Source organism: uncultured Flavonifractor sp. (genome assembly GCF_944387675.1).
GTDB lineage: Bacteria > Bacillota > Clostridia > Oscillospirales > Oscillospiraceae > Flavonifractor.
Genome location: NZ_CALXFV010000008.1, coordinates 25,138 through 36,992 on the forward strand (window position 1 = coordinate 25,138; position 11,855 = coordinate 36,992).

The following is an 11,855-nucleotide window of genomic DNA, read 5'->3' on the forward strand; positions in this document are numbered from 1 at the left end:
TCTCAAAATACCATAAAATGTAAATCAGCCCGGACGCAGAGAATTCCCCTGCCTCCGGGCTGCACCGCTCCGAATTTCCGGCGCGTGATTACGTCACCACGTCCGCTTCAATCATTTGGTTTTTAAAATCGAAGGTCACGCAGGTACCCCAGGACCCTGATTCGATGGTCAGCTTGCCCCGCAGCTTGTCCTTCACCAGCGTCTGCACAATGGACAGGCCCAACCGGCTGTGTTCCGTGCTCTGGCTGTCAAAGCCGTTTCCGTTGTCGCTGACCTGGAGGCTGGAGTAGAGCTCTCCTTTCTTCACCGCAATGGTGATCAGGCCGGTATTCCGGCCTTCAAAGGCGTATTTCAGCGAATTTTGCAGCAGCTCGTTGATGATGATGGCCACCGAGGTGGCCACATCCGAGTCCACCTGGAAGTCGTCCCCCTCCACCGCAATGGTAACCAGGCAGTGGGGGTTGGAAAAGTACCGCATGGTGTTGTTCTTGATGTTGTTGATGACCTCTCCGATCATCACCTCGTCCACTCCCACCTGAGCCAGCAGCTCGTGAGTGCTGGCGATGGAGAGGATGCGGTTCATGCTCTCTCCCAGCACCTGGCGGGTCTCCTCGCTGTCGGTGCGCCGCATCTGCAGACGCAGCAGGCTGGCAATGGTCTGGAGGTTGTTTTTCACCCGGTGGTGGATCTCCTTGATGGCCACCGACTTGAGAATCAGGGCCTTCTCCTGCTCCCGCCGCCAGGTTTCGTCCCGAATGATGAGGGCAAACTCCATGCCCGGGGCATTGAGCTGCACCCGCTTGATGTTCAGCACGTGCCGCCCCACCGTGATCTCCACAAAGGAGTAGCCCGCCACCTCTTCCGGCGGCTCCTCCTGGGAGATCAGGCGGATGTTTTCATAGGTCTGGCCCAGCAGATCCTCCACATATCCCAGCTTCTGATAGAGATCCCGGGCCAGAGAGTTGCAGAAGGTGACCACCCCGCTGCGGTCCACCATTACCAGCGCCTCATCAATGCACTCGGTCAGCCAGTTGTTTTCCGACACCATGCGGGTGAGCACACTGGCAATGTTTTCGTAGCTCTTTTGGGAAAAGTGGATGCGCTCGCTCACCAGATGCTGCTCGTCCACCCGCTTCTCCCGGATCAGCACCCCGATGATCCGCCCGCCGTGGCGGATGGGTTCCACCGATTGAATGGTGCTGCCGTTCTCCTGGGTGGTGGCCTTCATCTGCTTGGTCCCCACCCCCAAACGAAAGGTGCGGGCCACCGCCGGTTCGTTCTCCGCCTTGGCCAGCAGGCCCACCACCGAGTTCTTGTAGGAGGACGGCACGTCCTCCGGCTTGGCCTCCGCCACCACGATGGCGTCCCCGTCCCGGCGGGGACAGTCGATAAAAATATCCGCGTCCTCCAGATTCGCCAGGGGCTGGAGAATGGCAGAGGTATGCTCAATGACCCGAATCTCCTCATCCGAGAGGTCCGTATGTTTTCTGCACAGCTCCCAAATGGTGTCCACGCCGCTCACCCGCCGTTTTTGACCAGTATAATCTCCGCCACCCGGCGCATGGAGAGATGCTTGTCCAAACTCAGCTTCCGAATGTAGTCGTAGGCCTCCTGCTCGGTCATCCCCTGCTCCTGCATGATGATGCCCTTGGCCTTTTCAATCACGCTCCGGCTCTCCAGCCGCTCGGAGACCTTTGCCATGTCCTTCCGCAGCCGCTTGAGTTCCCGGCTGCGGGCCACCGCCAGCTCAATGCTGGGTACCAGCGACTTCTCGTCTATGGGCTTGACCAGATATCCGCTGACCCCGTAGCCCTTGGCCTGCTCCACAAACTCCCGCTCACTGTATGCCGTGAGCATGATGATGGTATCGGCCAGCTCCTCCTCATAGATGATTTTCGCTGCGGAAATACCGTCCAAAAACGGCATCTTGATATCCAAAATTACCAGATCCGGATGATACAGCTTGCATTGCTCCACCGCATCAAACCCGTCCGACACCTCCGAAAGCACGGTGTAGCCGCCCTCGGACAGCAGCTCCTTCAGATCCATTCTGCTGATCGGCTCGTCGTCGGCAATGACGACGGAAATTCCATCCTTTCCCATCTGAGCACCCTTCCTGTCTTATTGGAAGCCCAACCGCCGAACCAGATCATCCACTCCTTCGCCGGTTACGCCGCTGACAACATAGATCTCCTCGGCCCCGGCAATGTTCAGATATTTCTTCGCCCGCGCAAGCTGCTCCTGGGTGGCCAGGTCCGACTTCGTCACCACACCGACGCAGGGCTTGGCAAAGGTGCTGCTGTACGCAGGGGGAAACATGCTCCCGGGCTCCGTGGCGTCCTGCACCAGCACAATAATGTCCGCGTCGGCGGCGGTGACCATCAGGGCGCCCCGGAAATAGCGCCGCTCCAAATATTCGCCCGGCGTATCAATCATCGTTTCGTTCAGAATCTGTACGGTTTGAGTCTTGTGGTACTTAAGCTCCTCGTTCGCCATCCGCTGGCACAGCGTGGTCTTGCCCGCCGTGGACCGGCCGATGAGAATGATGCGGGGACTGTGCTGTTCCTTCATAAACCTATGTTTTGGTGATGGGCGCGGATGCAAAGCCCATCATACCGCAAAGCGTGTTCATAACCTCCGTCAGTGCCGCCTGGACCGCCGCCACGTCGCCCGTAATGACCAGGGAACCGTTAAACCGGTCCACAAAGCCGATCTTGACATCCGCAGCCTTGGTGGCCACATCCGCCGCAATCATGGCAGCCTCGCTGGGAGTGATGGTAAAAATCCCAATGGCTCCGCCCCCGTCGATCAGACCCAGCTTGGCGTAAAGGTCCTCCACCGGATTGGCAATCACATGGGCCAGCGTGACCTGCTTGCCAGGTACGAATTCCTGTATGATGCGCTGTTTCTCGTCCAGCTCAATCAACAAAACACCCTCCTAACCGCCCAAGGCCATGATCGCTCCCCAAAGGGCGCCCCGGTGTCCTCCACGTGCAGGCGCCTCCTCCGGCGCCGGAACACAACAGCCAGCCCACAAAGCATAAAAAGGCCCCTAGAATTTCTTGAATCGGTCATCCTTGAAATTCCAGGAGCTCCATCGCTCTGGGTATACTGCGTACCGGATCCTAACGGCGCACCCGGTACCCGGCTGGGAGTTTCCACCAATTTACCCTACATTTTTGGTCATTTTACCATAAAAACCCCAATTTGTCAATGGCAAATCGAGCGGAATCGTCAATTCCGCCTGTTATTCCCCTCAGGGCAGCTTCCCCGTATAGGCCTTCCGGTACAGCTGTACCACATCCGCCACGGTACAGGGCTTTGGATTGGTGGCGGTACAGCGGTCGGCCACGGCGGCCTGGGCCATTTCCTCCACCGCCGCCTCAAATTCGGAGGCAGTTACGCCGGCGGCCTGGATGGTGGAGGGGACGTTCAGCTTCTCCACATACCGCCGGGCGGTGCGGATGAGGTTGAGGGCGCTCTGGCGGATACTGCCGCTCTCCAGTCCCAGCAGGCGGGAGATCTGGGCGTATCGCTTGGCGGTAACCGTCAGTGTCTCGGAGCAGCCGGCGTTGAAACTCATCACATAGGGCAGCAAAATACCGTTGGCCCGGCCGTGGGGGATATGGAAGCGGGCGCCCAGGGCGTGCGCCATGCCGTGGTTCAGGCCCAGGCCGGCGTTGGAAAAGGCCACGCCGGCCAGGCAGGATGCGTTGTGCATCCCCTGCCGGGCCACCAGATCCTCGGGGTGCTGATAGGCGTTGAGCAGGTGGCGGCGCACCAGCTTAATGGCCTTCTCCGCCGCCGCATCGGTAAAGTCGTTGGCTGCGGTACATACAAAGGCCTCCACCGCGTGGGTGAATACGTCCAGTCCGGTGTCCGCAGTAATGGCCGGCGGCACACTGGCGGTGAGCCGGGCGTCCAGCACCGCCACATCGGGCAGCAGGCTGTCGTCAATCAGGGGGTACTTGACCTCCTTCTCCCGGTCGGTAATGACGGCGAAGCGGCTCACCTCCGAACCGGTGCCGCTGGTGGTTGGAATGGCCACAAACAGGCAATCCCGCATGTCCCGGGTCTTGGCGGCAAAGTACACGATGGCCTTGGCCGCGTCAATGGCCGAGCCGCCACCGAAGGCGATGACACAGTCCGGCCCGAACTGCTGGATGATACTGACTCCCTTGGTCACGGTGGCCACATCGGGATCGGCCTGCACGTCGCTGAACACCTGCCACTGGGCGCCCACCTGATCCAGCGCGTCGGTCACATAGCGCACCCGGCCGCTCTCGGCCATAAACCGGTCGGTAACCACAAAGCCCCGGTGGACCTGATGGGCCAGCTCTTCCAGTCCATTTCCGGTCATGATCTTGGTTCTGACGCTGAAAACCTCCATAACCCCGCTCCTTCCCGAAAAAACATAAGGCAGCACCCTGAACTTCCGTTCAGGATGCTGCCTCGCATCCAGCGCTATCGGTGCGCTGCACCGCACACCTCATCGCTTATAGCTTACCGTTTCCACCGGCCCCTGTCAAGTTTTTTATACGCACCATTCTGGAAAACGGTTGACATTTTCCGGAATGGCTGACATAATGACCTCGTCAAAGCAGGTGCGCTGACACGCGGAGGCTTCCCCCCTCCGCCCGCCCCGCCGTCCACCGGACGGCGGGTGTGCAGAAAGGAACAACCGAACATGGATGTCAGATTCGTTCTCCCCTCCGAGGTGGGGCAGCTGGCCAGGAACGTGGTCACCTCGTTCCCGTCCAAGACGCCGGCGGCCCTGCTGGAGAATATGGAAGGCGAACTGTACCGTCCGGACGAGGGACGCTACCTCGGCTGTTTTGATGACGGCGGAACCCTGCTGGGCTCCGTGCTGATGATGGATTTCACCCTCAACGTCAGAGGTGTGAGGATGCCCATGGGCGCTGCGGCCTATGTCTCCGCCAATTTTCTTCACAAGAAGGAGCGGGTGGCCTGCACGCTGCTCAAGGTGCTGATGCGGTACTATGCCGAGCTGGGAACCCCCATCGGCTGCCTCCATCCCTTCAACCCCGCCTTTTACCGCAGCATGGGCTACGGCTATGGCAACGAGTATGTTCTCTACCAGCCCAAGCCCTGCTATATCCGCTCCTTCGGGGACAAGTCCGGCCTGTCCTATGCCGGCGAGGCCGACCGCCCCGCCGTTCTGGACCTTTACCGCCGGTGGGCGGAGCGCACCCATGGCGCCACCCTCCATCCCTATATGGACCCGCACCGGATTTTCGACGCCCCCTACGTGGTGGTCTGCCGCAGGGCGGGCCGGCTCACCGGCTACCTCACCTTCTCCTTCGTGGAGGTGGACCACTATACCGACATGTACCATGACCTGATGGTACATGAGATGATCTATGAGGACATGGATACCCTGCGGCAGTTCATGACTTTCTTCGCCTCCCAGGTGGACCAGATTGAGCGGGTGCGCATCCTGTCCGCCGATGAGCATCTCCACATGATGTTCACCAACCCAGACACCGGGGAAAACCGCGCCCATGACGGGTGTATCCACGAAATCGGGCGGCGTACCATGGGCTATATGGTCCGTCTTTTTGACGTGGCTGGCTATTTTCGGGTGCAGAATCACTGTCAGCGCCCTGTGAGCAGGCCATTTGTGCTGGCCCTCCAGGTGGCTGACGACTTTATACCCTTCAACAACCGCACCTTCCTTCTGGAGATTGCGGGGACCCAGGTCGCGCTGATTGAGCATGCTCAGCCGGATGTCACCCTGTCCCTGGGAATTTCCACCCTGTCCTCGGTGGTGATGGGGGCCTACTCTCTCCAGCAGGCGGTGGATTTCGCCCTGGCCGAGCTGTCCGATCCGGCCTTCCTGCCCGACTTGCAGGCCGCCATCGGCTGGGACACAAAGCCGGTCAATGTGACCTATTTCTAGCGATTTATGGAAAAAAATGAAGCTGCCGCGGATCCGGAATCCGCGGCAGCTTTTTTTGCCGGTTACTTTCCCGCGCAGGCGGTGCAGCCACCGCAGCCGGGGTGGCTCTGGCTCCACAGCTTCTCGGCAGTGGAAGTCCAGTTGTCAGCATAGGGATGAGTCTTGGCCGTGAGATGCTCCACCGTCTCGGGAGACTGGGGGTCTGTGGAGTGGGCGCCGGTCTCATGAACCATTCGCTCAATGCACTGGGGATTTTCCAGCATGGGACAGGGCTGGAGCATATTCTCGTTGAAGGGCTGCCCGTTGTGGTAGGCCATAAACAGGGGGGAGCGCAGGCAGTCCAGCAGACTCTTTTCCCGGATATTGGAGTCGGAGTAGTGAATGAACACGCAGGGGTCCACGTCGCCGTTGGCATTGATGTGCAGATAGCGCCGGCCGCCGGCAATGCAGCCGCCCACATACTCGGCGTCATTCTGGAAGTCCATGGAAAAGATGCCCTTGGTCTGGCGCATGGCCCGGATGCGGTGGTAAATCTCCTCCCGCTGCTCAGGCGTGGGCATCAGCTCCGGCGCGGCGTCGTTGCCCACGGGCATGTAGTGGAAGAACCAGATGAAATAGGCCCCCAGATCCATGATCTTGTCGTAAAATTCCTCGCTGGTGATGTCCTTGTAGTTGACGCTGGTGTAGCAGGTGGAGATGCCGAAGGGCAGCTTGTGACGCTTCAGCAGAGCCATGGCATCGGTGACCTTTTTGTAGATTCCATCGCCCCGGCGGGAGTCGTTGGCCTCCTCAAAGCCCTCCAGACTGATGGCGGGAATGAAGTTGCCCACCCGAAGCAGATCCTGGCAGAAGGCCTCGTCAATCAGAGTGGCGTTGGTAAAGGAGAGGAATGCCACATCATTGTGCTTCTCGCACAGGGCAATCAGGTCCTTCTTCCGCACCAGCGGCTCGCCGCCAGTGTAGATATACATATAGATCCCCAGTTCCTTACCCTGGGTGATGATGGAGTCAATCTCATCAAAGCTCAGATTCAGCTTATTGCCGTATTCCGCCGCCCAGCAGCCGGTGCAGTGCAGGTTGCAGGCGGAGGTGGGGTCCAGTAGGATGGCCCAGGGGATGTTGCAGCCGTACTTTTTCCGGCATTCCTCCTGCTTGGGCCAGCCCACCAGGTTGGCGTTGACAAAGAAGTTGTTGAACACCGTCTTGAGTACATTGGAGTCGGTCTGGGTCCACACCTTTTCAATCAGCTGGTGCCAGCAGGAGTCCTCATCCTTGATGACCTGATCAAACATGGAGCGCTGGAGCGCCAGCGTGTCCCCCGCGAACTTGTTTACCAGGTCCATGACCTTGCTCATGTTGTTCATGGGGTCTTTGTCCAGATAATCAAATACCTTAGCCAGGCCATAGCGCTTCAAACTGTCAGGAATCTTCATGACGCTTCCCCTTTCATCTTATCTAAATCCTATTTGAATTGTCAACATGATACCGCCCTTTCCAGAAAAGGAAAATAGACAAATCCCCTCTCCTGTCCAAACTCTGGACAAAAACGGCAGTTTGCTTAAATTTTACGCGGACATTCCCTTAAACTTTCTGCAATTTTGACCATTGCTATTCATGGTTATTAAAACCACATCCTGCATTTCGCCCCGTGCGCAGCCAAAAACAGCCGCCGGCCCCCCTATCCGAGAGGCCGGCGGCCTGCTTTTCTGACCTTACAGCAGGGTAATTCCCTTGATGATCATGGCGATTCCGCCGACGAGCAGCACTATGCCGCCCACCTTGGTGGTCACCGGGGAGCGCATGCCCCGGAACACCTCGTGCAGCTTCTCATAGGGCATCAGGACGAAAAACGCCCCCAGTACCGCCAGGAGAATTCCCACCGAGAGATAGCCTGACATGTCCTCACCGCCCTTTCTTTCCCATTTTTTCTATTGTAGCAGGTGGGACTTTCCATTGCAACCCCCGCCGGACCGTGATACACTGGACCCACAAGTTGCAAATGCAACTTGTGGAGGTTGAGGTATGACGGAATATCTGGAGGCGCTTCGCCGCTCCCCCCTGTTTCAGGGCATCGGGCCGGAGGAGCTGTCCGCCCTGCTGGACTGTCTGGGGGGATACCCCCGCCAAATGAAAAAAGGGGACACGGTCCTGTCCGCCGGAGAGCCTGCCACTCACCTGGGGGTTGTGCTGGCGGGCCGGGTACAGGTCAGCCGCCTGAAGGCGGACGGGCAGCGGATTGTCATGGGAGAAATCCGGGCGGGCCATCTGTTTGCCGAATCCTTTGCCTGCGCCCGGGCGGATGTCCTGCCGGTTACCGTCACCGCCGGGACGGATGGCGCGGTGCTGCTGCTGGACAGCAGGCGGCTGTCCGCCCCCTGCTCCGCCGCCTGCGCCTTCCACGGCAGGCTGATTGGCAATCTGCTGTCGGTACTGGCGGAGAAGAATCTGGCCCTGGCGGGCAAGGTGGCCCATCTCTCCGGCCGCACCATCCGGGAGCGGCTGCTGGCCTATCTGGAGGAGCTGTCTCTCCAGACGGGGAGGGATACCGTCACCGTACCTTTTGACCGGCAGGCCCTGGCGGATTATCTGTGCGTGGACCGCAGCGCCCTGTCCCGGACCATCGGTCAGCTGCAGCAGGAGGGGGTACTGGAGGCAGACCGGGCAAAATTCACCCTGAAACGCCGGTGACCCCCTTTTTCTTCCCCCGCATCCGTGATACACTAAGAAAAAATGGACAAAGGAGGCCTCCTTATGGGCAAGTATCTCCTGGCCCTGGATCAGGGTACCACCAGCTCCCGGGCCATTCTCTTCGACCGGGAACAAACTATCCTGGGCGTAGCCCAGAAGGAGTTTACCCAGCTCTATCCCAGAGAGGGCTGGGTGGAACACGATCCCATGGAGATCTGGTCCTCCCAGTACGGGGTGATGATGGAGGTCATCGCCCAGTCCGGGGTGGAGGCCAGGGAGATCACCGCCATCGGCATCACCAACCAGCGGGAGACCACCATCCTGTGGGACAGGGCCACCGGCCGCCCCATCCACAACGCCATCGTCTGGCAGTGCCGCCGGACGGCGGACATGGTGGACAAGCTCCGGGCCGGCGGGCTTGAGGATCACATTCGAAAGACAACCGGCCTTATCCCAGACGCCTATTTCTCCGCCACCAAAATCGCCTGGATTCTGGACCGGGTGGAGGGGGCCAGGGAAAAGGCCCGGCGGGGCGAGATTCTCTTCGGCACGGTGGACTGCTGGCTGCTGTGGAAGCTCACCGGCGGGGCGGTCCATGCCACCGATGTGACCAACGCCTCCCGCACCATGCTCTTTGATATCAGGAAGCTGGACTGGGACGACACCCTGCTCCAGGCCCTGGATATCCCCCGGGCCATGCTGCCCCGGGTGTGCTCCTCCAGCGAAGTCTACGGCTATACCGACATTCAGGGAGCCCGCATCCCCATCGCCGGCATGGCCGGGGACCAGCAGGCCGCTCTGTTCGGCCAGGGCTGTTTCTCTCCCGGAGACGCCAAAAACACCTACGGCACCGGCTGCTTTTTGCTGATGAATACCGGGGAGACCCCCTGCAGCAGCGCCAACGGCCTGCTCACCACCATTGCGGTGGGGCTTGGGGGCAGGGTGCAGTACGCCCTGGAGGGTTCTGTATTTGTAGGCGGCGCGGTGATTCAGTGGCTGCGGGATGAGTTGGGTTTCTTCCCCGAGAGTCGGGATGCGGAGTATTACGCTCAGAAGGTATCTGACAACGGCGGGGTGTATCTGGTACCCGCCTTTACCGGCCTGGGGGCGCCCTACTGGGATATGTATGCCAGGGGAATTCTGGTGGGACTCACCCGGGGAACCAAACGGGAACACATTACCCGAGCGGCCCAGGAATCCATCGCCTACCAGGTGGCCGATCTGGTCCACGCCATGGAGGCGGATACCGGCCTGCCCCTGCGGGGACTGCGGGCGGACGGAGGCGCCAGTCGGGACGTATTTCTGATGCAGTTCCAGGCGGATATTCTGGACCGGCAGGTGCTCCGCCCCGCCATCCGGGAGACCACCGCCCTGGGCGCCGCCTGTCTGGCCGGTCTGGCTGTGGGGACCTGGCGGGACGGGGAGGAGCTGAAGGCCCTTCGCCGTCCGGGTACCAGCTTCTCCCCCGTTATGGAGGAGTCTAGGCGCGCCGAGCTGCTCCGGCAGTGGCACCGGGCGGTGGACCGCTGCCGGGGCTGGGCAGAGTGAGGCGGACCGGTTCGACAAAGCCTCCTGCCTTTCCCCTCCCTTCTCTCTTGCAGGATGGAGCAAATGGGAGTAGAATAGGCCACAGAAGACAGGAGGCCCTGAACCATGGAAACTATGGATGCTTTTTCCTATCAGTGCGGTGTGATCGACTGCATGAATGAGATGGTCTATGCCGGAGTCAAGGCTCTGGCACTCAGCCGGCCCATGGACAGCGCGGAGGAACGGGACGCTCTCCTCCCCTTCGCCCAGGAGAGCTGCTCCCGCTATGGCAACCAGCTCTACATAGAGGATGAGCCCCTGCTCACCGACCTGTTTCCCATCTCCATGAATCTGGGCAAGCACAACCTGCTCATTTACCGGGCCAATCATATTTTGGAGCAGTACCTCCGCCTGAAGCACTGGAAAAACGACCTGGTGCGGGAGAAGGTCTACTTTGGAGGCAACCGCACCCAGATTGCCTGGGACTTCGGACGGCTGCTCTCCTATCCGGAGGAGGCCATTCGCCGCCTGATCCGGGAGAATTCAGAGAAGGAACTGGTGTGATTTCTGCTTGACGGGCGCCCGGTTCGGTGGTATAGTAACACGGTAGTCTAAATGTACGGCCTGAACTCACATTTTTGTAGTCATCGTCGCTTCTTCAGACGATCAGCAGAGATGTGAGTTTTTCTTTGTCATTTAGATCCAAATCTTTTCTCAGGAGGTACCATATTATGTATCACGGTACTGTCAAGTGGTTCAACGAGACCAAGGGCTTCGGCTTCATCTCCAACGACGAGGGCGGCGACGATGTGTTCGTACACTTCTCCGCCATCGTGTGCGACGGCTTCAAGACCCTCCAGGAGGGCCAGAAGGTCACCTATGATGTGGAACCCGATCCCAAGAACGCCGACAAGCTGCGCGCTGTCAACGTTGTGGCCGCCTGATTCGTCCGACCCATCCGCGCCGGTCCCCGCCTCGGGGGCCGGCGCTTTTTGCTTTTGTGAACCCTGTACCCGCCTGAGCCATATACTGTCTTGCGGAGGGCCTGCGCCCGCCGCCACTTTGAATGGGGGTACTTTATCATGTGCTGTTGTAATCGTCAGAACCGCTGCTGCCGCCGGGGCTGCTGCTCCGGTACCGGAAACGGCGGGGCCGTCACCCTGTCCGCCCTTGAGGAGCTGTCCCGGATGGCTGGCGGCGGCACCGCCGGCACCGGCTGGCCGGTCTACGTCTCCGTCCCCGCCTTCCTCTGGGAGGGCGAGGAGGAGGAGTCCGACTCCTGCGGTTCCTGCCGCCCCTGCTGCTGCCGTCCCTGCTGCGGTTGACCCCGCACCGCCCCTCCCGGGGCGGTTACTTACCCCCATTTCCATCCCCCGCGGCCGGGCCGCGGGGGATTTTTTTGTACTTCAATCCCTTGCGGCCCTAAGCGTTTTCGTCTTTCAGCCTTTTTTCGGCAAAAATACCTCTTGACAAATGGCCGCCGCCTGATACAATATGCTTAAATTATTTTATTTAAAAATTTTTAAGTAAAATGATTTAACTAAAAAATTTGAATTGATTTGTGAGGAGCATTTATTATGGATTTCGAGAAGATTAAGGACATCATTGTGGAGACCCTGAGCTGCGACGCCGACAAGGTGACTCCCGAGGCCCGTCTGGCCGAGGATCTGGAGGCCGATTCCCTGGCCGCCGTGGAGCTGTCCATGGCGCTGGAGGAGGC

General features: G+C 59.6%; 14 protein-coding genes. 7 read left to right on the plus strand and 7 right to left on the minus strand.

The annotated features are described in order from the left end of the window. Positions 1–88: 88 nt before the first annotated feature. From Q0J74_RS01720 to Q0J74_RS01740, 5 genes are all read right to left on the minus strand, one after another. Positions 89–1,513: a sensor histidine kinase gene (locus Q0J74_RS01720; RefSeq protein ID WP_297209683.1), complete on the minus strand. Its 1,425-nt coding sequence runs from the start codon at positions 1,511–1,513 to the stop codon at positions 89–91. 5 nt (positions 1,514–1,518) lie between these two features. Beyond that, positions 1,519–2,103 carry an ANTAR domain-containing response regulator gene (locus Q0J74_RS01725; RefSeq protein WP_297209686.1) on the minus strand — a complete coding sequence of 195 codons (585 nt, stop codon included), beginning with the start codon at positions 2,101–2,103 and terminating at the stop codon, positions 1,519–1,521. Between the two features lie 18 nt (positions 2,104–2,121). Beyond that, positions 2,122–2,571 carry a EutP/PduV family microcompartment system protein gene (gene eutP, locus Q0J74_RS01730; protein WP_297209689.1) on the minus strand — a complete coding sequence of 150 codons (450 nt, stop codon included), beginning with the start codon at positions 2,569–2,571 and terminating at the stop codon, positions 2,122–2,124. A gap of 4 nt (positions 2,572–2,575) precedes the next feature. Then, positions 2,576–2,923 (minus strand): BMC domain-containing protein, encoded by a 348-nt coding sequence (locus tag Q0J74_RS01735; RefSeq protein ID WP_297209716.1) that lies wholly within the window; start codon positions 2,921–2,923, stop codon positions 2,576–2,578. A gap of 333 nt (positions 2,924–3,256) precedes the next feature. After that, positions 3,257–4,390, minus strand: coding sequence for a 1-propanol dehydrogenase PduQ (locus Q0J74_RS01740; RefSeq protein ID WP_297209692.1), 1,134 nt, complete (start codon positions 4,388–4,390; stop codon positions 3,257–3,259). A 297-nt stretch (positions 4,391–4,687) separates the two neighbouring features. On the opposite strand from Q0J74_RS01740, the gene Q0J74_RS01745 reads away from it, so the two are divergent. Continuing rightward, entirely contained in the window at positions 4,688–5,920 is a 1,233-nt protein-coding gene (locus tag Q0J74_RS01745; RefSeq protein ID WP_297209695.1) for a GNAT family N-acetyltransferase, read from the plus strand. A 62-nt stretch (positions 5,921–5,982) separates the two neighbouring features. On the opposite strand, the gene Q0J74_RS01750 is transcribed toward Q0J74_RS01745, so the two are convergent. Beyond that, on the minus strand, positions 5,983–7,353 hold the full coding sequence (locus Q0J74_RS01750) for a radical SAM protein (protein ID WP_297209698.1): 1,371 nt from the start codon (positions 7,351–7,353) through the stop codon (positions 5,983–5,985). 279 nt (positions 7,354–7,632) lie between these two features. Beyond that, positions 7,633–7,818: a hypothetical protein gene (locus Q0J74_RS01755; RefSeq protein ID WP_297209701.1), complete on the minus strand. Its 186-nt coding sequence runs from the start codon at positions 7,816–7,818 to the stop codon at positions 7,633–7,635. Between the two features lie 124 nt (positions 7,819–7,942). On the opposite strand from Q0J74_RS01755, the gene Q0J74_RS01760 reads away from it, so the two are divergent. The 6 genes from Q0J74_RS01760 to Q0J74_RS01785 all read left to right on the plus strand — a co-directional run. Then, entirely contained in the window at positions 7,943–8,608 is a 666-nt protein-coding gene (locus Q0J74_RS01760; protein ID WP_297209704.1) for a Crp/Fnr family transcriptional regulator, read from the plus strand. A gap of 63 nt (positions 8,609–8,671) precedes the next feature. Next, positions 8,672–10,156, plus strand: coding sequence for a glycerol kinase GlpK (gene glpK, locus Q0J74_RS01765; RefSeq protein ID WP_297209708.1), 1,485 nt, complete (start codon positions 8,672–8,674; stop codon positions 10,154–10,156). 105 nt (positions 10,157–10,261) lie between these two features. Beyond that, the gene (locus tag Q0J74_RS01770; RefSeq protein WP_297209711.1) at positions 10,262–10,699 is read left to right on the plus strand and encodes a hypothetical protein; all 438 of its coding nucleotides are present in this window, start codon (positions 10,262–10,264) and stop codon (positions 10,697–10,699) included. A 167-nt stretch (positions 10,700–10,866) separates the two neighbouring features. Next, entirely contained in the window at positions 10,867–11,079 is a 213-nt protein-coding gene (locus Q0J74_RS01775) for a cold-shock protein (RefSeq protein ID WP_009259878.1), read from the plus strand. A 138-nt stretch (positions 11,080–11,217) separates the two neighbouring features. Beyond that, positions 11,218–11,460: a hypothetical protein gene (locus Q0J74_RS01780; RefSeq protein ID WP_297209714.1), complete on the plus strand. Its 243-nt coding sequence runs from the start codon at positions 11,218–11,220 to the stop codon at positions 11,458–11,460. A 252-nt stretch (positions 11,461–11,712) separates the two neighbouring features. After that, the coding region (locus tag Q0J74_RS01785; RefSeq protein ID WP_297209719.1) for a phosphopantetheine-binding protein at positions 11,713–11,855 on the plus strand (143 nt) is incomplete at its 3' end.

Bases quoted from the DNA above. Each gene is read 5' to 3' on its own strand.
- eutP (WP_297209689.1), bottom strand. From the start codon at position 2,571: ATGAAGGAACAGCACAGTCCCCGCATCATTCTCATCGGCCGGTCCACG.
- Q0J74_RS01770 (WP_297209711.1), top strand. From the start codon at position 10,262: ATGGAAACTATGGATGCTTTTTCCTATCAGTGCGGTGTGATCGACTGC.
- Q0J74_RS01775 (WP_009259878.1), top strand. From the start codon at position 10,867: ATGTATCACGGTACTGTCAAGTGGTTCAACGAGACCAAGGGCTTCGGC.
- Q0J74_RS01725 (WP_297209686.1), bottom strand. From the start codon at position 2,103: ATGGGAAAGGATGGAATTTCCGTCGTCATTGCCGACGACGAGCCGATC.
- Q0J74_RS01745 (WP_297209695.1), top strand. From the start codon at position 4,688: ATGGATGTCAGATTCGTTCTCCCCTCCGAGGTGGGGCAGCTGGCCAGG.
- glpK (WP_297209708.1), top strand. From the start codon at position 8,672: ATGGGCAAGTATCTCCTGGCCCTGGATCAGGGTACCACCAGCTCCCGG.
- Q0J74_RS01755 (WP_297209701.1), bottom strand. From the start codon at position 7,818: ATGTCAGGCTATCTCTCGGTGGGAATTCTCCTGGCGGTACTGGGGGCG.
- Q0J74_RS01760 (WP_297209704.1), top strand. From the start codon at position 7,943: ATGACGGAATATCTGGAGGCGCTTCGCCGCTCCCCCCTGTTTCAGGGC.
- Q0J74_RS01740 (WP_297209692.1), bottom strand. From the start codon at position 4,390: ATGGAGGTTTTCAGCGTCAGAACCAAGATCATGACCGGAAATGGACTG.
- Q0J74_RS01750 (WP_297209698.1), bottom strand. From the start codon at position 7,353: ATGAAGATTCCTGACAGTTTGAAGCGCTATGGCCTGGCTAAGGTATTT.
- Q0J74_RS01780 (WP_297209714.1), top strand. From the start codon at position 11,218: ATGTGCTGTTGTAATCGTCAGAACCGCTGCTGCCGCCGGGGCTGCTGC.